The sequence below is a fragment of the Streptosporangium sp. NPDC053982 genome (assembly GCF_055585205.1).
In genome coordinates, this window is record NZ_JBVJKQ010000003.1 from 344,541 (window position 1) to 367,909 (window position 23,369).

At 73.1% G+C, this 23,369-nt stretch carries 25 protein-coding genes; 14 read left to right on the forward strand and 11 right to left on the reverse strand.

Features of this window, described 5'->3' with window-relative positions; translation table 11 throughout:
* Positions 1 to 215: 215 nt before the first annotated feature.
* A complete protein-coding gene (gene nadA / locus ACZ6W9_RS06835; protein ID WP_362945636.1) occupies positions 216 to 1,370 on the forward strand; it encodes a quinolinate synthase NadA in 1,155 nt (384 codons plus the stop codon).
* Positions 1,371 to 1,531: 161 nt separating this feature from the next.
* Here nadA and ACZ6W9_RS06840 read toward each other — a convergent pair whose 3' ends face one another.
* From ACZ6W9_RS06840 to ACZ6W9_RS06860, 5 genes are all read right to left on the reverse strand, one after another.
* Positions 1,532 to 2,281, reverse strand: a complete 750-nt coding sequence (locus ACZ6W9_RS06840; protein ID WP_470116847.1) for an SIMPL domain-containing protein — start codon at positions 2,279 to 2,281, stop codon at positions 1,532 to 1,534.
* Between the two features lie 197 nt (positions 2,282 to 2,478).
* Positions 2,479 to 3,051: a PspA-associated protein PspAB gene (gene pspAB, locus ACZ6W9_RS06845; protein ID WP_389956290.1), complete on the reverse strand. Its 573-nt coding sequence runs from the start codon at positions 3,049 to 3,051 to the stop codon at positions 2,479 to 2,481.
* A 4-nt stretch (positions 3,052 to 3,055) separates the two neighbouring features.
* Positions 3,056 to 3,967: a zinc metalloprotease HtpX gene (gene htpX, locus ACZ6W9_RS06850; RefSeq protein WP_362945642.1), complete on the reverse strand. Its 912-nt coding sequence runs from the start codon at positions 3,965 to 3,967 to the stop codon at positions 3,056 to 3,058.
* Between the two features lie 9 nt (positions 3,968 to 3,976).
* Positions 3,977 to 4,255 carry a PspA-associated protein PspAA gene (gene pspAA, locus ACZ6W9_RS06855; protein ID WP_470116848.1) on the reverse strand — a complete coding sequence of 93 codons (279 nt, stop codon included), beginning with the start codon at positions 4,253 to 4,255 and terminating at the stop codon, positions 3,977 to 3,979.
* On the reverse strand, positions 4,252 to 5,139 hold the full coding sequence (locus ACZ6W9_RS06860; protein WP_470116849.1) for a PspA/IM30 family protein: 888 nt from the start codon (positions 5,137 to 5,139) through the stop codon (positions 4,252 to 4,254). Before ACZ6W9_RS06860 ends, pspAA begins: the two co-directional genes overlap by 4 nt.
* 149 nt (positions 5,140 to 5,288) lie before the next feature.
* On the opposite strand from ACZ6W9_RS06860, the gene ACZ6W9_RS06865 reads away from it, so the two are divergent.
* Positions 5,289 to 5,900, forward strand: coding sequence for a DUF3043 domain-containing protein (locus ACZ6W9_RS06865; protein ID WP_389955066.1), 612 nt, complete (start codon positions 5,289 to 5,291; stop codon positions 5,898 to 5,900).
* Positions 5,901 to 6,000: 100 nt separating this feature from the next.
* Positions 6,001 to 6,357, forward strand: a complete 357-nt coding sequence (locus ACZ6W9_RS06870) for a hypothetical protein (RefSeq protein WP_470116850.1) — start codon at positions 6,001 to 6,003, stop codon at positions 6,355 to 6,357.
* Here the strand turns inward: ACZ6W9_RS06870 and ACZ6W9_RS06875 are convergent.
* Together ACZ6W9_RS06875 and ACZ6W9_RS06880 are read right to left on the reverse strand one after the other, a co-directional pair.
* The gene (locus tag ACZ6W9_RS06875; RefSeq protein ID WP_470116851.1) at positions 6,316 to 6,456 is read right to left on the reverse strand and encodes a hypothetical protein; all 141 of its coding nucleotides are present in this window, start codon (positions 6,454 to 6,456) and stop codon (positions 6,316 to 6,318) included. The genes ACZ6W9_RS06870 and ACZ6W9_RS06875 overlap by 42 nt on opposite strands.
* A gap of 70 nt (positions 6,457 to 6,526) precedes the next feature.
* Complete coding sequence (locus ACZ6W9_RS06880) at positions 6,527 to 7,849, reverse strand: SMI1/KNR4 family protein (protein WP_470116852.1); 1,323 nt, start codon at positions 7,847 to 7,849, stop codon at positions 6,527 to 6,529.
* A gap of 55 nt (positions 7,850 to 7,904) precedes the next feature.
* Between ACZ6W9_RS06880 and ACZ6W9_RS06885 the strand changes: the two genes are divergently transcribed.
* Positions 7,905 to 8,903: an aldo/keto reductase family protein gene (locus ACZ6W9_RS06885; RefSeq protein WP_362945655.1), complete on the forward strand. Its 999-nt coding sequence runs from the start codon at positions 7,905 to 7,907 to the stop codon at positions 8,901 to 8,903.
* A 152-nt stretch (positions 8,904 to 9,055) separates the two neighbouring features.
* Here ACZ6W9_RS06885 and ACZ6W9_RS06890 read toward each other — a convergent pair whose 3' ends face one another.
* On the reverse strand, positions 9,056 to 9,262 hold the full coding sequence (locus tag ACZ6W9_RS06890; RefSeq protein ID WP_389955078.1) for a hypothetical protein: 207 nt from the start codon (positions 9,260 to 9,262) through the stop codon (positions 9,056 to 9,058).
* Between the two features lie 112 nt (positions 9,263 to 9,374).
* Here ACZ6W9_RS06890 and ACZ6W9_RS06895 point away from each other — a divergent pair, with 112 nt between their 5' ends.
* Both ACZ6W9_RS06895 and ACZ6W9_RS06900 read left to right on the forward strand, forming a co-directional pair.
* Positions 9,375 to 10,541 carry a bifunctional adenosylcobinamide kinase/adenosylcobinamide-phosphate guanylyltransferase gene (locus ACZ6W9_RS06895; protein ID WP_470116853.1) on the forward strand — a complete coding sequence of 389 codons (1,167 nt, stop codon included), beginning with the start codon at positions 9,375 to 9,377 and terminating at the stop codon, positions 10,539 to 10,541.
* A 199-nt stretch (positions 10,542 to 10,740) separates the two neighbouring features.
* The gene (locus ACZ6W9_RS06900; RefSeq protein WP_470116854.1) at positions 10,741 to 11,565 is read left to right on the forward strand and encodes an adenosylcobinamide-GDP ribazoletransferase; all 825 of its coding nucleotides are present in this window, start codon (positions 10,741 to 10,743) and stop codon (positions 11,563 to 11,565) included.
* Positions 11,566 to 11,576: 11 nt separating this feature from the next.
* Here ACZ6W9_RS06900 and ACZ6W9_RS06905 read toward each other — a convergent pair whose 3' ends face one another.
* The 3 genes from ACZ6W9_RS06905 to ACZ6W9_RS06915 form a co-directional block, all read right to left on the reverse strand.
* Positions 11,577 to 12,497, reverse strand: a complete 921-nt coding sequence (locus ACZ6W9_RS06905; protein ID WP_470116855.1) for a lysostaphin resistance A-like protein — start codon at positions 12,495 to 12,497, stop codon at positions 11,577 to 11,579.
* 241 nt (positions 12,498 to 12,738) lie between these two features.
* Entirely contained in the window at positions 12,739 to 13,716 is a 978-nt protein-coding gene (locus ACZ6W9_RS06910; protein WP_470116856.1) for an SdpI family protein, read from the reverse strand.
* Positions 13,713 to 14,060, reverse strand: a complete 348-nt coding sequence (locus ACZ6W9_RS06915) for a GntR family transcriptional regulator (RefSeq protein ID WP_179818577.1) — start codon at positions 14,058 to 14,060, stop codon at positions 13,713 to 13,715. Before ACZ6W9_RS06915 ends, ACZ6W9_RS06910 begins: the two co-directional genes overlap by 4 nt.
* Before the next feature lie 128 nt (positions 14,061 to 14,188).
* Between ACZ6W9_RS06915 and ACZ6W9_RS06920 the strand changes: the two genes are divergently transcribed.
* The 8 genes from ACZ6W9_RS06920 to ACZ6W9_RS06955 all read left to right on the forward strand — a co-directional run bounded on the left by ACZ6W9_RS06920 (position 14,189) and on the right by ACZ6W9_RS06955 (position 23,364).
* Positions 14,189 to 15,676: a leucyl aminopeptidase gene (locus ACZ6W9_RS06920; RefSeq protein ID WP_470116857.1), complete on the forward strand. Its 1,488-nt coding sequence runs from the start codon at positions 14,189 to 14,191 to the stop codon at positions 15,674 to 15,676.
* Positions 15,677 to 15,894: 218 nt separating this feature from the next.
* Positions 15,895 to 17,274, forward strand: a complete 1,380-nt coding sequence (gene lpdA / locus ACZ6W9_RS06925) for a dihydrolipoyl dehydrogenase (RefSeq protein WP_389955095.1) — start codon at positions 15,895 to 15,897, stop codon at positions 17,272 to 17,274.
* Positions 17,275 to 17,313: 39 nt separating this feature from the next.
* Entirely contained in the window at positions 17,314 to 18,783 is a 1,470-nt protein-coding gene (gene sucB, locus ACZ6W9_RS06930) for a 2-oxoglutarate dehydrogenase, E2 component, dihydrolipoamide succinyltransferase (protein WP_470116858.1), read from the forward strand.
* A gap of 177 nt (positions 18,784 to 18,960) precedes the next feature.
* A complete protein-coding gene (locus tag ACZ6W9_RS06935; protein WP_389955101.1) occupies positions 18,961 to 19,854 on the forward strand; it encodes a TIGR01777 family oxidoreductase in 894 nt (297 codons plus the stop codon).
* A gap of 66 nt (positions 19,855 to 19,920) precedes the next feature.
* Positions 19,921 to 20,658 carry a Type 1 glutamine amidotransferase-like domain-containing protein gene (locus ACZ6W9_RS06940; RefSeq protein ID WP_362940449.1) on the forward strand — a complete coding sequence of 246 codons (738 nt, stop codon included), beginning with the start codon at positions 19,921 to 19,923 and terminating at the stop codon, positions 20,656 to 20,658.
* Between the two features lie 28 nt (positions 20,659 to 20,686).
* A complete protein-coding gene (gene lipB / locus ACZ6W9_RS06945) occupies positions 20,687 to 21,364 on the forward strand; it encodes a lipoyl(octanoyl) transferase LipB (RefSeq protein ID WP_470116859.1) in 678 nt (225 codons plus the stop codon).
* Positions 21,365 to 21,590: 226 nt separating this feature from the next.
* Positions 21,591 to 22,520: a lipoyl synthase gene (lipA, locus tag ACZ6W9_RS06950; RefSeq protein WP_362940455.1), complete on the forward strand. Its 930-nt coding sequence runs from the start codon at positions 21,591 to 21,593 to the stop codon at positions 22,518 to 22,520.
* Between the two features lie 163 nt (positions 22,521 to 22,683).
* Entirely contained in the window at positions 22,684 to 23,364 is a 681-nt protein-coding gene (locus ACZ6W9_RS06955) for a DUF4191 domain-containing protein (protein ID WP_362940458.1), read from the forward strand.
* Positions 23,365 to 23,369 lie beyond the last annotated feature (5 nt).

Genomic DNA, 23,369 nt, shown 5'->3' on the forward strand with positions numbered 1-23,369 from the left:
CCGCGACACCGCCGCGACACCGCGGAGACACGGCCGCGACATGGCCGCCACGCGGCCCGGCCGGTCGCCGTGCCCCCGGGCCCGCCGGGGACCCCGCCCGTACGGCCACGCCCCCTCCGATCAGGACGTTCACCCCGATCGGCTCCCCCGGGAACAAAAACCCCCGGCCGTGTGTCATCATTAGTCGTCACTTCGACGATAAGGGGGTGGTGGTCGTGACGACCACCGAGACCGGCCTTCCGCTCTTCGTCCTCGGCAGGGAAACCGACCCGCACAGCGAGCGCGGTGTCGACTGCCCCGGCGAGCTGCCGCCCGCGTCCGACCCGGCGCTGGTGGAGCGGGCCCGCCGGGCCAAGGCCGCGCTGGGCGAGCGGGTCTTCGTGCTGGGCCACCACTACCAGCGCGACGAGGTCATCCAGTTCGCCGACGTGACCGGCGACTCGTTCAAGCTGGCCCGCGAGGCCGCGGCCCGGCCCGGCGCCGAGTACATCGTCTTCTGCGGCGTCCACTTCATGGCCGAGTCGGCCGACATCCTCACCTCCGACGCGCAGCAGGTCGTCCTGCCCGACCTCGCCGCCGGCTGCTCCATGGCCGACATGGCCACCTTCGACCAGGTCGAGGAGTGCTGGGAGGCGCTGCAGGACGCCGGGATCGCCGACGTCACCGTCCCGGTCACCTACATGAACTCCAGCGCCGACATCAAGGCGTTCTGCGGGCGCAACGGCGGCGCCGTCTGCACCTCCTCCAACGCCCGGCGCGCCCTCGACTGGGCCTTCTCCCGGGGGGAGAAGGTGCTCTTCCTGCCCGACCAGCACCTGGGGCGCAACACCGCGGTGCTGGAGATGGGCCTGTCCCTGGACGACTGCGTCGTCTACAACCCGCACCGGCCGAACGGCGGGCTGACCGCCGAGCAGCTCGCGAACGCCAAGATGATCCTGTGGAAGGGGCACTGCTCGGTGCACGGCCGCTTCAGCGCGCAGTGCGTCGACGACGTCCGGGAGCGCATCCCCGGCGTCAACGTGCTGGTCCACCCCGAGTGCCGCCACGAGGTGGTCACCAAGGCCGACCACGTCGGCTCCACCGAGCACATCATCGAGACACTGCGGCGGGCGCCCGCGGGGTCCTCCTGGGCCGTGGGCACCGAGCTGAACCTGGTGAAGAGGCTCGCCCGGATGTTCCCCGACAAGAACGTCACGTTCCTCGACCGGACCGTCTGCTACTGCTCGACGATGAACCGGATCGACCTGCCGCACCTGGTGTGGGCTCTGGAGTCGCTCGCCGCCGGTCAGGTCGTCAACCAGATCACGGTCGACGACGACACCGCGCACTGGGCGAAGGTCGCCCTCGACCGGATGCTCGCACTGCCCTGACGGTCCCCGGGGCCGCTTCCCCGGGTCGCCGGGGACCCCGGATCACGCGATCGGCGCGACCGCGCACCGCTTTCCTGGGTCCACCGGGTCCGCCGGGGACGCCGGGGACGGTGAACGCCGCGACGCCCCCGCCGCCGCTTCCCGGGCGGCGGGGGCCGCGGCTAGAGCACCATCGAGTAGACCACCTGCACGTGCACGGAGACGTTCTGCTGCCCCGGACTGATCGAGCTGCGGTCGGCGACCCCGGCGGCGGCGAACATGATGGGCCGCGGCGGCGTGACGTCCTGCTCCCTGATCGTGATGACGTCGCCGAGCGTGCCGCCGGCCAGTCCCGCGTACTGCTGGGCGCGGGCCTTGGCGTCGGCGAACGCCCGGTTCCGGGCGGCCCGCAGCGCGGCGCCGTTGTCGGAGAGCTCGAAGGAGACGCCGTTCAGCCGGGCCTCGGGTCCGACGGAGACGATCGTGTCCACCACCTTGTCGGCGTTGTCGAGGTCGCGCACCACGACCTCGACGCCCTGCGCCGCCCGGTACCCGGCGATCTTCGGATAGTCGTCGTACACCGGGGCGAGGGACAGCTCGGTGGTCCGCAGGTCCTTGGGGTCGACGCCCGCGTCGAGCAGCGCCTGGGTGAGCTTGGCGGCGGCCTGGCGGGCCTCGGAGAACGCCTGTCCCGGCGTGTCGGCGCGCACCTCGACGCCGGCGTTCAACCGCATGACGTCCGGGGTGACGAGCAGTTCGCCCTCCCCCGTGACCGTGACCTTCGGAGGGTAGTCGTCCGCCGTCGCCCCCGCCGTTCCGGGTGCGGTCGCGGCGCCGGGGTCGGTGCCGGCCAGGGCCGTGCCACACATGCCCGCGGTGGCGATCGCGGCCGCCGCCGCGGCGACGGCCAGGGCGTGAGATATCTTGATCATGAAGTCATGGCACCACGGGGCGGCGGGCCCGCCGGGGAGCCCGCCGCGCGCCCTGTCATGTCTTGAGGAGCAGATTACGGCGCGTTCCCGTCGTCCGGCCGGCGCGCCGTGACGCCGCGAGGAACTCAGCGCGCCATGACGACGCCGGAGGCTCCGTACGCCGCGGCCCCCGGAGAACCCCGTTCGGCCGGGCGCCGCTAAAGGCCCGGTGCGCCCCAGAGGGGGAACCAGCGGTCGAGATCGGGCTCGATGGGCAGCTCGTCATCCAGGGCGGCGCGCACCTGGAGTTCCAGTGCGCTGTCGCGGTGCTGCCCCGACAGGGGCGCGAACGGGTAGAAGGTGCCCCGCTTGTACAGGTAGACCAGCGCCAGGCCCCGGCCGGTCGGAGCGGAGAAGCTGACCAGCGAGCACAGCAGGGACGGGCCGAACCCGGCCGACTCCAGGGAGGAGTTGACCGCGTGCAGGCCGGTGACCAGCTCGCCGAGCCCGTCGGGCGAATGGCGCATGAACAGCCAGGTGTAGCCGTAGGGGTCCTGGGTCTCCTCGACCGGCGGGCCGTCCCCGGCGGCGAGCAGGTCCACGACGTCCTCCTGCAGCCGGTTGAACGCCTCACCCTCGGCCGAGCGGAAGCAGACCGACCCGTTCCCGGTCGGAGCCAGGCCGGTCGCCGCCTGCAGCGTCACCGCCGCCGACGGCAGCGCGAACAGTGCGTCCAGGTCGGGCTGCGCCGGCTCCGTACGGCCCAGCATCGCGTCCCACCAGCGTTTCACCACGTCACGCCCCTCTGCCCAGTTCGGCGGAGATCCTGCCGAGCTGCTCCAGCCGCCGGTCCAGCGGCGGGTGGGTGGCCAGCAGGGCGGCCATGGCCGTGCGCCCCGACACCGCGGGGGCGAAGAAGAACGCGTTGAACGGCTCGGCCTCCCGCAGGTCGCGGGTCGGGATGCGGGCCATGTCCCCGCTGATCTTGGTGAGCGCGCTCGCCAGCGTCGAGGGGCGGCCGGTCAGCAGCGCGCCGGCCCGGTCGGCCGCCAGCTCGCGGTAGCGCGACAGCGCGCGGATCAGCAGGAAGCTCACCGCGTACACCACGACCGACACCAGCAGGATGATCAGCCCGACCGGCGGGCCTCCCCGGTCGTCGCGGGCGCGTCCGCCCAGGCCGCTGTAGAGGGCGAGGCGGGTCATCAGCCCGGCGACCACCCCGAGGAAGGAGGCGATCGTCATGACGGCGACGTCCCGGTGGGCCACGTGGGACATCTCGTGGGCGAGGACGCCCTCCAGCTCCGGCTCGTCCAGCCGGCGCATCAGGCCGGTCGTCACGCAGACCACCGAGGTGCGCTGGTTGCGGCCGGTGGCGAACGCGTTCGGGACGTCCGAGTCGGCGATCGCCACCCGCGGCTTCGGCATGTCGGCCAGCGCGCACAGGCGGTCGACCAGGGCGTGCAGGGCGGGGGCCTCCCGTGGTTCGACCACCCGCCCGTGCATGGCGAACAGGGCGATGCGGTCGGAGGCGAAGAACTGCACCAGCAGGATGCCGCCCGCGATGAGCAGCACCACGACCGCCCGGACGCCCAGGGAGATCAGCACGCCCACGAACACGACGTACAGCAGCCCGAGCAGGAACATGGTCAGGACCATGCGCCTGGTCAGGCCCCTATCCCGGACAAATCGGGTGTGTGCTGACGTCATATGGACAAACTAACCGGGAATCAGCCCCTCATCCCCGAGCATCTCCCGCACTTCGTCCATGGAAGCGTCGGCCGGAGGCAAAATCAGCTCCGAGGACTCCAGGCTGTCGTCCGGCAGCGGCTTGCCCACGTGGCGGATCTTGTCGAGCAGGTCGTGCAGGCAGCCCCGGAAGGCGCCCTCGTCACCGGACTCGATCGCGGCCTCCAGCCGGCCGTCGAGCGCGTTGAGGACGTCGAGGTCCTCGGGGGCGATCTGGATCTGCCCCTCGCCCATGATGCGGACGATCATCGGCCCTCCCCCGGCTGGCCGTACTCCTGGGTCGGCTGCCCGTACGGCTGCTGCTGCGGCTGCGCGGGCGGCTGCTGGGGGGCCTGCTGATGCTGATGCTGATGCTGCTGGGGAGCCTGCTGGTGGGAGGGGGCGTGGCCCTGCTGGGCCGGGCCGGACTCGATCGCGCCCTGCGGCGCCGGGGCCTGTCCCAGCTCGGCCTTCATCCGGGCGAGCTCCAGCTCCACGTCGCGGCCGCCGCCCATGCGGTCGAGCTCGGCCTGGATGTCGTCGCCGCGCTGGCCGCTGAAGTCGTCGAGCGCGCCGCTGGCGAGCAGCTCGTCGATGGCGCCCGCGCGGGCCTGCATCGAGGCGGTCTTGTCCTCGGCCCGCTGGATCGCCAGGCCGACGTCGCCCATCTCCTCGGAGATGCCGGAGAACGCCTCGTTGATCCGCGTCTGCGCCTCGGCCGCGGTGTAGGTGGCCTTGATGGTCTCCTTGCGGGTGCGGAAGGAGTCGACCTTGGCCTGCAGGCGGTGGGAGGCCGTGGTGAGCTTCTCCTCCTCACCCTGGAGGTTGTCGTGCTGGACCCGCAGGTCGGCGATCTGCGTCTGCAGGGCGCCGCGGCGGGTCAGCGCCTCGCGCGCCAGGTCCTCGCGGCCCACGCTGAGCGCCTTGCGGCCCTGGTCCTCAAGCTTGCGGGACTGGGCCTCGATCTGGTTGATCTGCAGTTCCACCCGCTTGCGCGAGGTCGCGACATCGGCGACCCCCCGGCGCACCTTCTGCAACAACTCCAACTGCCGCTGGTAGGAGTAGTCGAGGGTCTCGCGCGGATCCTCCATCTTGTCCAAGGCGTTGTTCGCCTTGGACCTGAAGATCATGGAAAGTCTCTTCATCACGCTCATGCGCGTCGGCCGTCCCCTTCTTCAAATGCGCTATCGGGTCTCCCGGGTGATCTCCGGCCCCCCGGGAGAACAACCGGAGGCCACCTAGGTTCACCCTACGCATAACGTACGGGGGCGTCACTAAGTTGCAGTCCCGGTAGGCTGGCGATGTGTTCCGACGTACCCAGACCACCGCGGACGACTCCCCCGCCTCCGCCTCCGATCCTAAGCCTGCGGGCAAGGGGCGTCCCACACCCAAGCGCCGCGACGCCGAGGGCCGCCGCCGCCAGCCGGTGACCGCCCCCAAGGACCGCAAAGAGGCCTACCGCCAGCTCCGCGAGCGCCAGGCCAAGGAGCGCGTCAGGGCGCGCGAGGGCATGCTGCGCGGCGAGGAGCGTTACCTCCCCGCACGCGACCAGGGCCCGGTCCGCAAGTTCGCCCGCGACTGGGTCGACTCCCGCCGCCTCGTCAGCCAGTACTTCCTGCCGTTCATGGTGGTGGTCCTGCTGATCACCTGGATCCCCTTCCCGGACCAGGACTTCCGCACCGCCGTCAACATCGCCGTCGTCACGATCGGCTGGCCGATCATGATGGTCGGCGTGGTGCTGGCCTCGGTCTGGGTGGCCTGGCGGGTCAAGAAGCTCGCGGCGGAGAAGTACCCCGGCGAGAACGTCCGGGGTGTCGGCTTCTACGCCGCCATGCGCGCGCTGCAGATCCGCAAGCTGCGCTTCCCGCCGCCCACCGTCCTTCCCGGCGGCAGGCCCGTCCCGCCGAAGAAGTAGTGCCCCGGGGGCGACGGTCCCTCCCCGGAAGCCGGTACCCGTGGCCCCGCCATCCTCATCCGGGACACCGTCGGCGAAGTAGATCAAAAGCAGCGGCCCCATGATCACATTCGTGATCGTCCTGTCCGGCATGCCGGGTGAGGAGCCGCCCACCGACGACGAGGGCATGGCGCGGTACGCCGCGACGCTCACCGCGCCGCAGATCGCCGAGGTCGTGCGGTCGGCGGTGCCGCTGAGCGCGCCGGTGCGGATGCGCTACCCGGCCAGCGTGCGGCGGCGCTACGAGCGGCTGCGGCGCTTCCCCGACGGCTACCTCGTGATGGCCGACGCCCCGTGCAGCTTCAACCCCGTCTACGGGCAGGGGATGACGGTCGCCGCGCTTGAGGCGCTGCTGCTGCGCCGCCTGCTTCGTGGATCATCTGAGCCGGAGCGGCAGGCAGGCGATGGTCACGGCTGATCGGTGGTGGGCGGCGAGCCTGTCGTAGCAGGTCGCGATGCCCTTGAAGTGCCTGGGCCGGTTGAAGCAGCGTTCGACGACGTTGCCCCCGGTGAGCACGAATGCCAGGGGCAGGCCCGCGCCGTACCCGCTCCGAGCGGTCCGGTACGGCGCCTCGGCGGCCCGCCGCTCAGCTGTCCGGCACGTCCCAGTGGAGCTCGCCGTCGGCCACCGCGGGCTCCCAGTACCCGACGGTCCCGCCCGTCTCCAGGGCGTCGGCGGTGGCCTTCAGCAGCGCGTGGTAGGAGCGGACCGGGACGCCCGCGGGCTCGAAGTCCAGCCGCCCCTCGTGGTCGTGCTCCCCGATGTCGCGCAGCAGCGAGTCGGCCACCAGGTGGTTGCCGAGGCCGTCGTCGCCGAACGGGATCATCCGCCCGTCCCACCACTCCGACCGCGGATCCGCGATGTCGTCGGTGCCGTCGACCTCGCACAGCGTGCGCCAGGTGTCGCGGATCTCCCGCACGCTCATCAGGTCGTTACCCAGCAGCCCGAAGGCCCAGGGCCGCCCCGCCACCGTGACGGTGCCGTCGTGCCGCAGCAGGGAGGCCCGCAGGTCATCGGGGAACCGCAGGCCCATCTGCGCCTCGGCGACCGCGATGGTCCGTGCCCGGCCGGGCCCCGCGAGGGTCGCGTAGGTCTTCGGCGCGTTGCTCCGCAGCCACCGCTCGATCCGCGCCCACTGCCGGTTCACCGCCCGGGTGACCCGGGGCGGCACGGTCCGCACGCGGGGCCGGGTGATCTCGGGGTGGCAGTCGGCGTCGGGGGCGCCGCCTTGGTTCCCGTACGGCTCGCCCGTCCCATCCGGCTCGTCCCGCCCGGCCTGATCGGCCTGATCGGTCGGGGAGCCGGTCTCCGCGGGGTACGGGTCTCCCGACGCCTCGGCGCGGACCGCCAGGTCGTCTTCCAGCAGGCCCGTTTCCTCCAGGGTGTGCAGGGACGACTCCCCCACGACCGTGCAGGTGAGGATGGCACCCCAGCCGGGCTCACAGTCCGGCGGGTAGGGGACGTCGGAGACACGGTCCTCTGCGGACACCGCCCTCGACCCGGCTCCCCCCGAGAAGACGTTGCTCTCCAGGGCCTGCGCTCCGGCCGCCAGCAGGACCAGCGCCGCGGCCACGGCGCCCCAGCGGGTCAGGCGGCGCCGGACCGGGCCGTCGAGGGGGCGGCGCGGCGGCCGTTCCGCGGTCAGGAAACGGGGCAGGCGGGTGCCGGCCCCGTAGCGCCTCAGGTCGTCGGCGGTGGGGACGCCGAGGACCGGGACGGGAGGCCACCGCCCCTCGGGCCTCGTCCCGGGTTCCGGCGCGGGAGGGGAGGCGGGGACGGGGACCGGTCGCGGGCCCGCGGCGGGAGCGGCCGGACGGCCCCGCAGACGCATGATCACCACGACGATCACCGCCGCCGCGGCGGCCGCGAGGCCGAGCCGTACCCATCGAGAAGTGATCAAGCGCAGCACGCCGGGCAGAGTATCCCGAATCAGTCGGTCAGATGGCACCTACTAGTGTCGGCGTATGGAATTTCGGCATCTCGGCCGCAGCGGTCTGATGGTCAGCGAGATCAGCTACGGCAACTGGATCACCCATGGCTCCCAGGTCGAGGAGGACGCCGCCAAGGCGTGTGTGCAGGCGGCGCTCGACGAGGGGATCACCACTTTCGACACCGCCGACGTCTACGCCGGCACCAAGGCGGAGGAGGTTCTGGGCCGCGCCCTGAAGGGCGTCCGCCGCGAGTCCCTGGAGATCTTCACCAAGGTCTTCTGGCCCACCGGCCCCGGCCCGAACGACCGTGGTCTGTCCCGCAAGCACATCACCGAGTCCATCAACGGCTCGCTGCGCCGCCTGCAGACCGACTACGTGGACCTTTACCAGGCCCACCGCTTCGACAACGAGACGCCGCTCGAGGAGACCCTCAAGACCTTCGACGACCTCGTACGGCAGGGCAAGGTCCTCTACGTCGGCGTCAGCGAGTGGACCGCCGAGCAGATCGGCCGGGCCCTGAAGATCGCCGACGAGATGGGCTTCGACCGCCTGGTCTCCAACCAGCCGCAGTACTCGATGCTGTGGCGGGTCATCGAGTCAGAGGTCGTCCCCCTCTGCGAGAAGGAGGGTCTCAGCCAGGTCGTCTGGTCGCCGATCGCGCAGGGCGTGCTCACCGGCAAGTATCTTCCGGGTCAGCCGCCGCCGGCCGGCTCCCGGGCCACCGACGCGAGCGGCGGCAACTTCATCTCCCGGATGCTGACCGACGACGTGCTCACCCGCGTCCAGGAGCTGAAGCCGATCGCCGGCGACCTGGGGCTGAGCATGGCCCAGCTCGCGGTGGCGTGGGTGCTGCAGAACCCGAACGTGGCCTCCGCCATCATCGGCGCGACCAAGCCCGAGCAGGTGCGTGACAACGTCAAGGCGTCCGGTGTGAAGCTGGACGCCGAGGTGCTGAAGAAGATCGACGACATCCTCGACCCGATCGTCGAGCGGGACCCGGCCAAGACCGTCAGCCCCGCGAAGCGCCCGTAACCGCCGCGGCCGCACCCCGCCTTCCCGGTCTTCTCATGAAGAGAGCGTTCTCGTGGAAGGCGGGGTGCGGTCGTCCGGGAGGCGCCCCCGACCATCCGGTCATCCGGGCACGCCGCCGGGCCACCGGCCGTGGCGGCTTTGACGGCCTCGGCTCAGGCCGGGCGCAGTGACATCCGCGCGTACTCCACGCGGTCGCCCTCCATGAGGCTGACGCTCTCTACGCCCGCCTCCAGCAGCTCCCGCCACGTCTCGCCGAGCCACGACTCCGCGTCCGCCTGACTGGTGAACGTCTCGGACGGCACGGCCTCCACGGTCACCGGATCGCCGTTCGCGTCCTCGTAACGCCAGTACCACGTCATGTCCCGCGCTCCTTCCGCCGATGCCGCAGGCGCCCTTTCGACCGCTCAGCGAACCCTACCTCGCCGGTCGTCCCCCGGCATGATCGCGGGGCCGCGCCCGTACGCTGGGGCGGTGAAAGTCCTGATCTCCGGTACGGCGCGCGGCGGAGGATGGCCCGTCCCGGGCTGCGGGTGCGCCTCGTGCGCCCGCCTCTCCCCCGGTCACCGCCGCCCCACCGAGGTCGTCGTCTCCGCGGCCGCCGGCACCGTACGGCTGCCGCTCGTGGACGGCGGCCCGCTCCCGCCGGGGTACCGGGTCGCGGCCACCGCCGACGGGCTCGTCCTCGTCGCCCCCGGCGGCGGACGGATCCTCGACGCGACGGCCTCCCCCGCCTCGTCCCCCGCGCCTTCCGCACCGGTCTCCGGTCTCCGGGAGGCCCCGGACGACGAGCCCGGAGCCCGCTGCGACCTGGTGCTGATGGACGTGCTGGACCGGCCGGAACGGCTCGGGGACATGCGGCGGCGGGGCGTGGCGGACGAGCGGACGAGCGTGGTGGCCGTGAACGTGGACCACCGGGTGCCGACGGAGGCCGAGCTCGCCCGGCGGACCGCGCTGTGGGGGGTGCTGGCCGTACCGGACGGGACGGTCCTCGACCTCGCCGGACCCGCGCCCGCCCGTGCCCCGCGGCCGCCGCGGACCCTGCTGCTGGGCGGGGCGCGGTCGGGCAAGTCGGCCGAGGCCGAGCTGCGGCTGGCGGCCGAACCCGAGGTCCTCTACGTGGCGACCGGGCCGTCCGGCGACGGCGACGCCGAGTGGGCCCGCCGCGTGCGGGCCCACCGCGACCGCAGGCCCGCCCACTGGGACACGGCCGAGACGATCGACCTCGCCGGCCTGCTGCGGACCCCGGGACCGTCCCTGCTCGTCGACGGACTCGGCACCTGGGTGGCCGCGGTCTTCGACGAGTGCGACGCCTGGCCGGACGCCCCGGAGAGCCCGGACGGCGCGGACGGCGCGGACGGCGCGGACGGTAGGGCCGGCGCGGACGGCCTGGGCGGCGCGGACGGGCTGGGCGGCCTGGAGGCGGTCTCCGCCCGGTGCGACGAGCTGGTCGCCGCCTGGCGGCGGACCCGCCGCCGGGTGGTGGCCGTCTCCGACGAGACCGGCCTGGGCGTGGTGCCCGCCACGGCCGGCGGCCGGATGTTCCGCGACGTCCTCGGCCGGCTGAACCAGCGACTGGCCCTGGAGTCGGAGGAGGTGGCCCTCGTGGTGGCCGGCCGCCTCCTCCCCCTGCCCGTCTGACCCCTCCTCCCGCCCGTCCGGCCCTGTCCCCCGTGGTCCCCCGCGCCCTCGTCCGGCTCTGTCCCTCCCCCCTGCCCGTCCGCCCCCTCGGCCCGGTGAGCCTCCAGCGGTCACCGTCCGGCTCGGCGGTCCACCCGTGTCGCGGTCCCCGGTCGCCCGCCGACGGACGGCGGATGACGGGCGGCTACGATCGGCGGTCATGTCCGCAGGCCCCTCCCCGCCCCGCCCGTCCACGTTCGCCGACGGGCTCCGCCTGGCGGTCGGCACGCTGAGCGTCCTGCCGGTCCGGTCGCCGGAGGTGGTCGACCGCCGGGCCGCCGGGGTCGCGATGACGGCCGCGCCGTTCGTGGGCGCGCTGCTCGGGGCGGTCGGCGCGGCCGTGCTCGGGGCGGCGCTGTGGGCGGGGATCTCGCCGCTTCCGGCCTCGGTTCTGGCCGTGGGCTCCCTGGCGCTGCTGACCCGGGGCCTGCACCTGGACGGCCTGGCCGATCTCGCCGACGGCCTGGGCAGCGGCAGGCCCGCGGACCGCGCGCTGGAGATCATGAAGCGGTCCGACATCGGCCCGTTCGGCGTCGTGACGCTGGCCCTCACCCTGCTGCTCCAGGTGGCGGCGCTGGAGGAGGCGGCCTCGGCGGGGCTGGGGCCGGTCTCACTGGTGACGGCCTGCGCGGCGGGACGGCTGGCGCTCACCTGGGCCTGCCTGCCGTCCGTCCCGCCGGCCCGCCCGGACGGCCTCGGCGCGACGGTCGCGGGAACCGTACGGCGCGGCGCCGCGCTCGCGGTGACGGCTCCGGTGCTCGCCGGGGTGACGGCCCTGGCGTACGGCGTCGCGGGGCGGGGGCCGTACGCCGTGCCCTGGGGGTTCGCGGCGGCCGTGCTCATCGGGCTGCTCGCCGCCCGGGCGCTGCGGCGCAGGGCCGTGCGGCGGCTGGGCGGGGTCACCGGCGACGTGCTCGGCGCGCTCGTGGAGGTCGCGGCGACCGCCGCGCTGCTGGTGTGCGCGGTGATCGCCGGGAACCGCTGACCCGGGGTGGCTCAGCCGGCGGCCGGGGCGGGCGCGGTGACCGGGCGGAACCGGAACAGCGCGGCGGTCAGTACGGCGATCAGAGCCGAGCCGACCAGGCCGGTGATCCCGGCGACGGCCAGGTGGGGCGGCGCGGCGGCGTCGCCGACCAGCATGATGAGGCCGCCCGAGCCGTTCAGCGACGCGTGGCCGATGACCGCCGGCCAGATGCTGCCGGAGCGCAGGCGCAGCCAGCCGAGCAGGGCGCCGAAGGCCACGCAGAAGACGACGAACATGGGCGCGGCCCACGCTCCGAGCTCGGGGTAGTTGTAGCCGCGGAGGGTGAGCGGGGCGTGCCAGGCGCCCCAGATCACCCCGGAGACCAGCAGCGCCCGCCAGGTGCCCATCGGCATGAGCCTGGGCAGGAGCCAGCCGCGCCAGCCCCACTCCTCGCCGAAGGTGGCGATCGAGTTGATCAGCGGGGCGATCAGGAAGATCAAGACGACCTGGCTGAGCGCCGTGATCGTGGGGTCGAGCGCGACCTGTCCCTGACCGGTGCGGGGCAGGCCCTGGCGGAACAGGCTGAGACCGTACAGGTCGACGGAGAGCAGCCCGAAGGCTGCGCTCAGCGCGATCGCCGCGGCGACGAGGACGGGGATGCCGAACCAGGCCGCCGCGAGCAGCCCCAGGGTGCGGCCCCGGCGCTCGCCGAGGGTGAGGCCGGTGCGGCGGGCCCACTCGCGGGCGGAGGTCCCGGGCTCCCCGCGGCTCCTGCCGTACAGCCACACGGCCAGGACCCCGAATGTGGGGGTGAACATCATCACGAGGCCGGCCACGGTGAAGATCGGGGAGCCGATGGGGGCGTCGGCCAGCCAGATGGGCAGCGCGGCCAGCCAGGACAGGGCGAACGCGGTGATCAGGAACAGTGGGAGGTCTGCGGACCGGCGTGGCATGACATCGCCTTTCGGGATTCTCGCGGGGAGGCTTCCGTGACTTTCGCGGAGGAGGGAGGCCCGGCCCGTCCACCGGCGCGGTCCGGGCCGCGGAACCGGTCGAGGGGCCGGGGAGTGTGCCGTCGAAGGCCGTCAAGGGACGGGGGTCCGACCGGGGAGTCGGGACGGGTACCGGGGAACGGGAGGGAGATCCGGGGCGGCGCGGGAAACGTCTCCGTCGGGGCCGCGCCGTCCCGGCGGGTCACGCGGCGGCCGTCTCGGCGGCGTAGGCGTTCAGCAGGGCCGCGGCGCGCTCGGCGTCGTCGACGGAGACGATGAGCCGCCCGCCGTCGGCCCGCCGGACGACCAGGCACTCGCCGCTGCGCACCATGACCGCGAGCCGCCCGGTGCCGGGCAGGCCCCGCACGCCCCAGCCGCCGACCTCCAGGGGGTTGTGCCGCTCGGCGACGGCCCACGCGATCTTCTCGGTGGGGACCCGGAAGGCGGGCCAGGAGAACGGGCCGAAGCCGACCCGCAGCCCGTCCGGGCTGACACGGACGCGGATGTCACTCACCAGGGACACGATCAGCGCCAGGGGCAGCAGCGGCAGCAGGACGGCCCAGACGGCCTCCCCGACCGGCGTCCCCAGGACGAGGAATCCGACGGAGATCACGCCCGCCAGCAGCATCGCCATCGACAGGCTCAGCATCCAGGGGTTGGTGGCACGGCCCGCCCAGACCGCCCGCTGCCCCGGCCGCAGCCGCATGGTCGGCGCGTCCTCGGGCCCGACCGGCCGATCGGGCCCGCCCCGGCCGAGGAAGCCGCTGAGCGCTCCGGCTGCGATGGCCGCGCCGAGCACGGCGGGGATCATCCAGCCGGGCAGCGCGGCCTGCCGCCAGTCGGCGGCGTCGAGGTTGGCGAGGAGGATGGAGCCCGACACGCCCAGCGCGAACACCGACCCGCCGAACAGGAAGCCCCACCAGGCGGCCCGCCCGCCCTGGCGCTCCAGCACCCCGCCGTGCGCGGCCGCGACGATCAGGAGCACCCAGGCGACGCCCCAGATGATCAGGCTCGGCACGAGGCTCGTGTCGAAGGACATCGCGCTGTCGGGGCCGGCCGAGTCCCAGTGCGTGGCGAGGGGGTCGGGCAGGCGGTCGCGCAGCGCGAGGGGGCCGGCGACCAGGGCCGCGCAGACGAGCGTGCCCCAGACGAGCGCGACGGTGACGGCGGTCCGTTTCATGAAAGCTCCCGGATGATGTGGATGACCTCTTCGGGGCCGTAGCCGTACCTGTCGGCCTCGGCGAGCAGCTCGCGCGCCGCCTCCTGCAGCGCCGCGCGCGCGTCGGGCCTGCTGAGCACGCTGACGCCGCGCCCGCGGCGGAACTCCAGCAGCCCCTCGTCCCGCAGCTCGCGCAGTGCCCGCAGGACCGTGTTGACGTTGATCCCGAGCGCGCCCGCCAGATCCCGGGCGGGCGGGAGCCGGTCGCCCGGGGCGTAGGAGCCCTCGGCGATGGCCCGCCGGATCGATCCGGCCACTTGGTCGTGCAGGGGGCGGGGATCATTCAAGTCCAAAGTGAGCAGCATGGTGATATCTACAGTAGCACCATGGCCTTGATGGTGCTAACCATGATGGTTTCATCCGGGCTCCCGCCGATTCGTAGGACGAACCCGCGTTTACGCGTTGCTCCCAAGCACGACTAGCATCGGGCGACGTGACCACTGTGCGGCTGAACTCAACTGACAACGCTGTCTCGTTTGATACCGATGCCCTGGTCGTCGGCGTCCACAGCAGCCCCGACGGTCCCGTCCCCGCTCCGGGGGCCGAGGGCCTCGACGACGCGCTCGGCGGCCGGCTGGCCGCGACCCTCGGCGCCATGGGCGTCAAGGGCAAGGCGGGCGAGATCGCGAAGGTTCCGACCTTCGGCGCGCTGAGCGCCCCCCTCCTGGTCGTCGCCGGCCTCGGCGACGCCCCCGAGGGCGACCACGACCCCGAGGCGCTGCGCCGCGCCGCCGGCGCCGCGACCCGCGCGCTGGCCGGGACCGCCCGGGTCGCGCTCGCCCTGCCCGCCGCCGACGCCGGGCGGGCCGGGGCCGTCGCGCTGGGCGCCCTGCTCGGCGCGTACTCCTTCACCAAGTACCGGACCGACGGCGAGCCGGTCGCCCCGGTCGGCGAGCTGACCGTGCTGAGCCGCGCCGAGGACGCCCAGGCCGCGGTCGACCGCGCCGTCACCGTGGCCGGGTCGGTCTCCCTCGTCCGTGACCTGGTCAACACCCCGCCCTCCGACCTGTGGCCGGCCCGCTTCGCCGAGATCGCCCAGGAGATCGGCTCGCAGGCGGGCCTGTCGGTGGAGGTCCTCGACGAGAAGGAGCTCAAGGAGGCCGGGTTCGGCGGCATCGTCGCCGTCGGCCAGGGCTCGGCCAACCCGCCGCGTCTGGTCCGCCTCGCCTACAGCCACCCCGAGGCCGCAAAGCGGGTCGCCTTCGTCGGCAAGGGCATCACCTTCGACTCCGGCGGCCTGTCCCTCAAGCCCACCGCCTCGATGGACTGGATGAAGTCCGACATGGGCGGCGCGGGTGCGGTCTTCGGCGCGCTCGTCGCGATCGCCGGGCTCGGCCTGAAGGTCAACGCGGTCGGCTACCTGTGCCTCGCGGAGAACATGCCGAGCGGCACCGCCCAGCGCCCCTCCGACGTCTTCACCAGCTACGCCGGCAAGACCGTCGAGGTCCTCGACACCGACGCCGAGGGCCGCCTGGTCCTGATCGACGGCATCGCCCGCGCCGCCGAGGACGAGCCCGACGTGATCGTGGACGTCGCCACGCTCACCGGCGCCCAGATCGTGGCGCTCGGCTGGCGTACGGCCGGCGTCATGGCCAACGACGACGAGCTGCGCGCGACCGTCGTCGAGGTCGCCGGCGAGCAGGGCGAGGCCGCCTGGGGCATGCCCCTGCCGGAGGAGCTCCGCAAGGGCCTGGACTCCCCCGTCGCCGACATCGCCAACCTGCACCCCGAGCGCTTCGGCGGGATGCTGACCGCGGCCATCTTCCTGCGGGAGTTCGTGCCCGCCGGGGTGAGCTGGGCGCACATCGACATGGCCGGTCCCGCCTTCAACAAGGGCGAGCCGCACGGTTACACCCCCAAGGGCGGCACCGGGGCGATCACCCGGACCCTCGTGGGCATCGCCGAGCGCTACGCGGGCTGACCGGTCCACCCCGCCCCGGGCGGCGTCCCCGAGCGGGCGGCGCGCGGGGCGGACAAATGAAAAGATGCGGTCGCCGGGGCCCGGCCGACGGGCCGGTCCCGGCGCGAGCGGCGATCCGCACCCCGCGGGGCGGACACGCGCGGCGCACCCGCGCCGTTCGCGGGGCGGGCCGGGCGCGACCGTGAAGACGGTATTTCGATCCGACAAGGAGCTTTCCTGTGGCTGATGGCAGCGGCCCCTACGACATCGTCGTCCTGGGGGGCGGCAGCGGGGGGTATGCCTGCGCTCTGCGGGCCGCCGAGCTGGGCAAGAGCGTCGCGCTGATCGAGAAGGACAAGATCGGCGGCACCTGCCTGCACCGGGGGTGCATCCCCACCAAGACCCTCCTGCACTCGGCGGAAGTGGCCGACGAGACCCGGGAGAGCGCGGCGTTCGGCGTCCGGGCCCGTTTCGAGGGCATCGACATGGACGGCGTCCACGCGTTCAAGGACAAGATCGTCAACCGCGCCTGGAAGGGCGTGCAGGGCCTGCTCAAGAGCAAGGGCATCACGATCGTCGAGGGTGAGGGCCGTCTGGCGGGCCCGAACCGCGTGGCCGTCGGCTCGGAGGTCTACGAGGGCCGCAACATCGTGCTCGCCACCGGCTCGGCGCCCCGGACGCTGCCCGGCCTGGAGATCGACGGCGAGCGGGTCATCACCAGCGAGCACGCCCTCCGGCTGGACCGCGTGCCGAGCTCGGTGGTCGTCCTGGGCGGCGGCGTCATCGGCGTGGAGTTCGCCAGCGTCTGGCGTTCCTTCGGCGCCGAGGTGACGATCGTCGAGGGGCTGCCGCACCTGCTGCCCCTGGAGGAGGAGTCCAGCTCCAAGCTTCTGGAGCGGGCCTTCCGCCGCCGCGGCATCAAGCAGGAGCTCGGCGTCTTCTTCGAGAGCGTCAAGACCACCGACACCGGCGTGGTCGTCACGCTCGCCGGCGGCAAGACCCTCGACGCCGAGCTGCTGCTCGTCGCCGTCGGCCGCGGCGCCGTCTCCTCGGGCATGGGCTTCGAGGAGGCCGGGATCGCGATCGAGCGCGGCACCGTCGTGGTGAACGAGTACTGCCAGACCAGCGTGCCGGGCGTCTACGCGGTGGGCGACCTCATCCCCACCCTGCAGCTCGCCCATGCCGGTTTCGCCGAGGGCATCCTGGTGGCCGAGCACATCGCCGGGCTGAACCCGGTGCCGATCGACTACGACGGCGTGCCGCGCATCACCTACTCCGACCCCGAGGTCGCCTCGGTCGGCATCACCTCCGCCCAGGCCCGGGAGCGCGGCCACGAGATCGTGGAGTTCACCTACGACCTCGCGGGCAACCCCAAGAGCCAGATCCTGCAGACGCAGGGCGCGGTCAAGATCATCAGCGAGAAGGACGGCCCGGTGCTCGGCGTGCACATGGTCGGCCGCCGCGTCGGCGAGCTGGTGACGGAAGGTCAGCTGATCTACAACTGGGAGGCCCTGCCCTCCGAGGTCGCGCAGCTGATCCACGCCCACCCCACCCAGTCCGAGGCAGTCGGCGAGGCCATGCTGGCCCTGGCCGGCAAGCCGCTGCACGTCCACAACTAACCACCGGCCCTCGCTCGGAAGACACGAGAGAAGACACCAATGCCGAAGTCCGTACAGATGCCCCAGCTCGGCGAGAGCGTCACCGAGGGCACCGTCACCCGCTGGCTGAAGAAGGAAGGCGAGCGCGTCGAGGCCGACGAGCCGCTCCTCGAAGTCTCGACCGACAAGGTCGACACCGAGATCCCCTCCCCTGCTTCGGGCGTCCTCAGCAAGATCGTCGTCGCTGAGGACGAGACCGTCGAGGTCGGCGCCGAGCTGGCGATCATCGACGAGGGCGGCACGGCCGCCGCGGCCCCGGCCGAGGAGGCCGCCCCGGCCGCCGAGCCGGAGCCGCAGCCCGAGCCCGAGCCCGAGCCGGCCCAGCCGATCTCGTCGATCCCGCAGCCCGCCCCGCAGCAGGCGCCCGCCCCGGCCCCGCAGCCGCAGGCCCAGGCTCCCGCCCCGGCGCCCACGCCGGCTCCGGCCCCCGCGCCGCAGGCCCCGGCCCCGGCCCCGCAGCAGGCTCCCGCCGCACAGGCGCAGCAGGCTCCGGCCGGTGAGAGCCCGTACGTCACCCCGCTGGTGCGCAAGCTCGCCAGTGAGCACAACGTCGACCTGGAGTCGCTGAACGGCACCGGCGTCGGCGGCCGCATCCGCAAGCAGGACGTCCTGGAGGCGGCCCGCAGCCAGCGCGAGCAGGCCCAGGCCGCCCCGGCTCCCGAGCCGCAGGCCGCCGCCCCGCAGGCGCAGCAGCCTCAGCAGGCCGCCGCCCCGGCTCCCGAGCCGGTCGCGGTGGACACCACGCTGCGCGGCCGTACCGAGAAGATGTCGCGGCTGCGCCAGACCATCGCCAAGCGCATGGTGGAGTCGCTGCAGGTCTCGGCGCAGCTCACCACCGTGGTCGAGGTCGACGTCACCAAGATCGCGCGGCTGCGCGACCGGGCGAAGGCCGAGTTCCAGCGGCGCGAGGGCGTGAAGCTGTCGTTCATGCCGTTCTTCGCCCTCGCCACCGTCGAGGCGCTCAAGCAGCACCCGAAGCTGAACGCCACGATCAACAGCGAGACCAACGAGGTCACCTACTTCGACGCCGAGCACCTGGCCTTCGCGACCGACACCGAGCGCGGCCTGATCGTCCCGGTGATCAAGGACGCCGGTGACCTCAACATCGCGGGCCTGGCCCGCAAGATCGCCGACCTGGCCGAGCGCACCCGCACCAACAAGGTGAGCCCGGACGAGCTGACCGGCGGCACGTTCACGCTGACCAACACCGGCAGCCGCGGCGCGCTGTTCGACACGCCGATCCTCAACCAGCCGCAGGTCGGCATGCTGGGCACCGGCGCGGTCGTCAAGCGCCCGGTCGTCGTGGACACCCCCGAGGGCGAGGTCATCGCCGTCCGCTCGATGGTGTACCTCGGGCTCAGCTATGACCACCGCCTGGTCGACGGCGCCGACGCCGCCCGCTTCCTGACGACGATCAAGCGTCGCCTGGAGGAGGGCCGGTTCGAGAACCAGCTGGGCCTGAACGCCTAGTCCGCCGCTTCCCGGTTCCGGGCCGGTCCGCGTCTCGCGGGCCGGCCCGGTCCGTTTCCCGGGGGACCCCGGCGGCCCGCCGGGGTCACGGTCACCGCGCCGGCAGGCCGCGCCCGGGTGAATCCGGCGGCCTCCGCCTCCCGAAGACCGGAGGGGAGGTCGATTACATTGGACGATATGACGATCATCGTGACCGGCTCGTCGGGCCTGCTGGGATCCGCCCTGGTTCGCTCCCTGCGCGCCGACGGCACGCGGGTGGTCGCACTCGTACGGCGGGCGCCGCGAGGCCCGGACGAGGCGTTCTGGGACCCGGCGGGGGGCACTCTCGATCCGGCCGTGCTGGAGGGCGCCCGGGCCGTGGTCCACCTCGCCGGGGCGGGCATCGGCGACCGGCGCTGGAACGAGGAGTACAAGCGCGAGATCGTCCGCAGCCGGGTGGAGGGGACCGCGACCGTCGCCCGGGCCCTGGCGGAGCTGCCGGCCGCTCCGGCGCTGCTGTCGGCCTCGGCGACCGGCTTCTACGGCGACACCGGCGACCGCGAGGTGGACGAGACGTCCCCGGCGGGCTCCGGCTTCCTCGCCCGGGACGTGGTGGTGCCCTGGGAGGCCGCCACCCGGCCCGCCGCCGAGGCGGGCGTCCGGGTGGCGCTGCTGCGCACCGGGCTGGTGCTGAGCCGCGACGGGGGTCTGCTGGCCAGGATCCTGCCCCTCTTCCGCTCCGGGATGGGCGCCCCGCTGGGGTCGGGCCGGCAGTACATGTCGTGGATCTCCCTCGACGACTGGGTGGGGGCCGTGCGACGCGTCCTGGACGATCCGGGGATGTCGGGGCCGGTCAACCTCACCGCGCCGGAGCCGGTGACCAACGAGCGGTTCACCAGGGAGCTCGGGCAGGCCGTGCACCGGCCGACGATGCCGGTGGCCGTACCCGGTTTCATGCTGCGCGCCGTCCTCGGGGAGTTCGCCGAGGAGGGCGTGCTGATCGGCCAGCGGGTGCTGCCGCGGCGGCTGCTGGAGGCGGGCCACGCCTTCCGGCATATCCGCCTCGACGACGCGCTCGCCGCCGTACTCTAAGGTCCGTTTCCCCGGGGGCCGTCTCCCCGGGGCCCCTTTCCGCCGAAGTCACCTGGAGATCGACATATGGGCAGGTCCGGGCAGTCGCACATCCTCGCCATCGGAGGCGGGTCCTTCCGTCAGACCGAGCGTCACGGTTTCATCGAGGCGAGCCCGCTGCTGCGCTACGCCCTCGACCTGACCGGGCAGGACCGCCCCAGGCTGGGCCTGCTGGCCACCGCCACGGGTGACGACGCCGACTGGCTGCTGAAGATGTACGGCGCGTTCCGCGACTGGGACGTCGAGGTCAGCCACCTGACCGTGTTCCCGATGCCCAACGTCGCCGACCCGCGCGAGTGGATCCTCAGCCAGGACGCGATCTATGTCAGCGGCGGCAGCGTGGCCAACCTCGCGGCGCTGTGGCGGCTGCACGGTCTGGACGAGGCGTTCGCCGAGGCGTGGCGGGCGGGCGTGGTGCTGTCCGGGCAGAGCGCCGGCGCGCTCTGCTGGCACGTGGGCGGCAACACCGACTCCTTCGGCCCCGAGCTCCGGGCGTGGTCCGACGGTCTCGGGCTGCTCCCCTACTCCTGCGGCGTGCACTACGACTCCGACCCGCAGCGCCGCGAGCTGCTGCACCGGTCGGTGGCCTCGGGAGAGCTGCCGGGCGGTTTCGCCGCCGACGAGGGCGTCGGGCTGCACTACGTCGGCACCGAGTTCATCCAGGCCGTCACCGTCTCCCCGAACGGCTACGCCTACCGGGTCGAGCACGACGGCGCCGGCGGGGTCAAAGAGCTCCGCGTCGAGCCCCGGCTTCTCACCGCATGAGCGGGGCCGGGTCAACTACTCTTGGTACGTGAGTGACCTGGCGATAGTCCGTCTCGGTGTCGATTTCCCCTACGAACAGGCATGGGATCTTCAGCGGCGGCTCCACGCCCGCCGGGTGGCCGATGAGATCCCCGACACCTGCCTGCTGCTCGAACACGCGCCGGTCTACACGGCCGGCAAGCGCACCGCCCCCGGCGAACGGCCCGCGGACGGCACCCCGGTCATCGACGTCGACCGGGGCGGCCGGATCACCTGGCACGGTCCCGGCCAGCTCGTCGGCTACCCCATCGTCAGGCTCGGCGGGCCGCTCGACGTCGCCTCCTACGTCCGGCTGCTGGAGGAGACCCTGCTCGGCGTCTGCGCCGACTTCGGGGTGCCCGCCGTACCGGTGCCCGGGCGCAGCGGCGCCTGGGTGGCCGGCGACCCCTCGCACGGCCTGCCGGACCGCCGGGTCGGCGCGGTGGGCATCCGGGTGTCGCGGGGCGTGACGATGCACGGGTTCTCGCTCGACTGCGCCAACGACCCGAGCTGGTACAACCGGATCGTCCCGTGCGGGATCAGCGACGCCGGGGTCTCCTCGCTGTCCGCCGAGACCGGCCGCCGGATCGTGGTGGACGAGGTCACACCGTACGCCGAGAAGCGCCTGGCGGAGGCGCTCGGCGCGCGCGCCTTCGAGCTGTTCGAGGAGGATCTCTTCCGCCCCTAGGCTCCCGGGCGTGCCGGGGGCGGCCCGTGAGGCCCCCGGACCGGGACGGGATCCGAGGGCGCGGCCCACCGGGCGGACACGGCGGGCGGGGCGGGCCGCCGGACGGGCGCGGTGAGGGGGCCGCCGGGCGCGCGTGGCGGGCGGGTCACCGGGCGGACGTGGCGGCGCAGGTCGCCGCGGGGTGCCGGGTGCGTCCGTTGTCCGCCGGGGACATAAGCTGAATGACGTGACCGTTGCTCCTGAAGGCCGAAAGCTCCTCCGCCTGGAGGTTCGCAACAGCCAGACCCCCATCGAGCGCAAGCCCCCGTGGATCAAGACCCGGATGAAGACGGGCCCTGAGTACACCGAGCTGAAGTCGCTGGTGAGACGCGAGGGTCTGCACACGGTTTGCGAAGAGGCCGGCTGTCCTAACATCTACGAGTGCTGGGAGGACCGCGAGGCCACGTTCCTCATCGGCGGCGACCAGTGCACGCGGCGCTGCGACTTCTGCCAGATCGACACCGGCAAACCCGCCGAGTACGACACCGACGAGCCGCGCAGGGTCGCCGAGTCGGTCCAGCAGATGGGCCTGCGCTACGCCACCGTGACCGGCGTCGCCCGCGACGACCTGCCCGACGGCGGCGCGTGGCTGTACGCCGAGACCGCCCGGCGGATCCACGCGATGGTGCCCGGCTGCGGCGTCGAGCTGCTGGTGCCCGATTTCAACGGCGACCAGGCCCAGCTGGAGGAGGTCTTCTCCGCCCGGCCCGAGGTGTTCGCCCACAACATCGAGACCGTGCCGCGGATCTTCAAGCGCATCCGTCCCGCGTTCCGCTACGAGCGATCCCTGGAAGTGATCACCAAGGCCCGGCGTGCCGGTCTGGTGACCAAGTCCAACCTGATCCTCGGCATGGGCGAGGAGCGCGAGGAGGTCCTGCAGGCCATGCGCGACCTCCACGAGGCCGGGTGCGACCTGCTGACCGTCACCCAGTACCTCCGTCCCACCCCGCGCCACCACCCGGTGGACCGCTGGGTGAAGCCGGAGGAGTTCGTCGAGCTGCAGAAGGAGGCCGAGGCCATCGGCTTCGCCGGGGTCCTGTCCGGCCCGCTGGTCCGCTCCTCCTACCGCGCCGGCCGCCTGTACCAGCAGGCCATCGAGGCCCGTCAGCACGCCTGAGGCCGCCGTACGGCCCGCCGTACGCCCGGTGTGCCCGGCCACACCGCACGGCCGCCGTGCGTCCGCGTCGCCGCGTCCGCGGCGGCGCGGACGGGGGCCGGATCGGTCCACGGTCAGGTCACGTTTTCATCTCTTGCCCACTCGATTTGTATCCTTCATGACTATGGCGAAGAAGCCCGAAGACCAAGAGCGCCCGGGGCGCGTCAAGCAGCTCCGCATGATCGCTCAGATCATCAAGCAGGCCAACCCCAAGGGGATGCCGATCGTCTACGCGTCGGCGCTCGGCACGCTTGTGCTGTTCGTCGTGCTCGGGCTGGTCACGGGCTGGCTGCTGTACCTCATCCTCATCGGGGTGATGGCCGCCCTCATCGTCGGGCTGGTCGTCTTCGGCCAGCTCGCCCAGCGGGCGCAGTACTCCATGCTGCAGGGCCAGCCGGGCGCGGCCGCGGCGGTCCTGCAGAGCATGCGCGGCAACTGGGAGGTGACCCCGGCCGTCGCGGTCAACCGCGACCAGGACATCGTGCACCGCGCGGTCGGCTACCCCGGCATCGTCCTGATCTCCGAGGGACCGGGCACGCGGGTGCAGCGGATGCTCGTCGCGGAGAAGAAGCGCGTCCAGCGGGTCGCGCTCGACGTCCCGGTCTACGACATCCAGTCCGGTGACGGCGAGGGGCAGATCCCGATCGCCAAGCTGCAGCGGCACCTGATGAAGCTGCCGCGCAACCTCAAGAAGCCCGCCGTCTACGAGGTCAACAACCGGCTGAAGGCGCTCCCGCAGACGCTGCCGATGCCCAAGGGCCCGCTGCCGCGCGGCGGCCGGATGCCCCGCCCGAAGATGCGCTGACGGCG

Bases quoted from the DNA above. Each gene is read 5' to 3' on its own strand.
- ACZ6W9_RS06840 (WP_470116847.1), bottom strand. From the start codon at position 2,281: ATGATCAAGATATCTCACGCCCTGGCCGTCGCCGCGGCGGCGGCCGCG.
- htpX (WP_362945642.1), bottom strand. From the start codon at position 3,967: ATGACGTCAGCACACACCCGATTTGTCCGGGATAGGGGCCTGACCAGG.
- pspAA (WP_470116848.1), bottom strand. From the start codon at position 4,255: ATGATCGTCCGCATCATGGGCGAGGGGCAGATCCAGATCGCCCCCGAG.
- ACZ6W9_RS06860 (WP_470116849.1), bottom strand. From the start codon at position 5,139: ATGAGCGTGATGAAGAGACTTTCCATGATCTTCAGGTCCAAGGCGAAC.
- ACZ6W9_RS06870 (WP_470116850.1), top strand. From the start codon at position 6,001: ATGATCACATTCGTGATCGTCCTGTCCGGCATGCCGGGTGAGGAGCCG.
- ACZ6W9_RS06885 (WP_362945655.1), top strand. From the start codon at position 7,905: ATGGAATTTCGGCATCTCGGCCGCAGCGGTCTGATGGTCAGCGAGATC.
- ACZ6W9_RS06890 (WP_389955078.1), bottom strand. From the start codon at position 9,262: ATGACGTGGTACTGGCGTTACGAGGACGCGAACGGCGATCCGGTGACC.
- ACZ6W9_RS06900 (WP_470116854.1), top strand. From the start codon at position 10,741: ATGTCCGCAGGCCCCTCCCCGCCCCGCCCGTCCACGTTCGCCGACGGG.
- ACZ6W9_RS06905 (WP_470116855.1), bottom strand. From the start codon at position 12,497: ATGCCACGCCGGTCCGCAGACCTCCCACTGTTCCTGATCACCGCGTTC.
- ACZ6W9_RS06910 (WP_470116856.1), bottom strand. From the start codon at position 13,716: ATGAAACGGACCGCCGTCACCGTCGCGCTCGTCTGGGGCACGCTCGTC.
- ACZ6W9_RS06915 (WP_179818577.1), bottom strand. From the start codon at position 14,060: ATGCTGCTCACTTTGGACTTGAATGATCCCCGCCCCCTGCACGACCAA.
- sucB (WP_470116858.1), top strand. From the start codon at position 17,314: ATGCCGAAGTCCGTACAGATGCCCCAGCTCGGCGAGAGCGTCACCGAG.
- ACZ6W9_RS06935 (WP_389955101.1), top strand. From the start codon at position 18,961: ATGACGATCATCGTGACCGGCTCGTCGGGCCTGCTGGGATCCGCCCTG.
- ACZ6W9_RS06940 (WP_362940449.1), top strand. From the start codon at position 19,921: ATGGGCAGGTCCGGGCAGTCGCACATCCTCGCCATCGGAGGCGGGTCC.
- ACZ6W9_RS06955 (WP_362940458.1), top strand. From the start codon at position 22,684: ATGGCGAAGAAGCCCGAAGACCAAGAGCGCCCGGGGCGCGTCAAGCAG.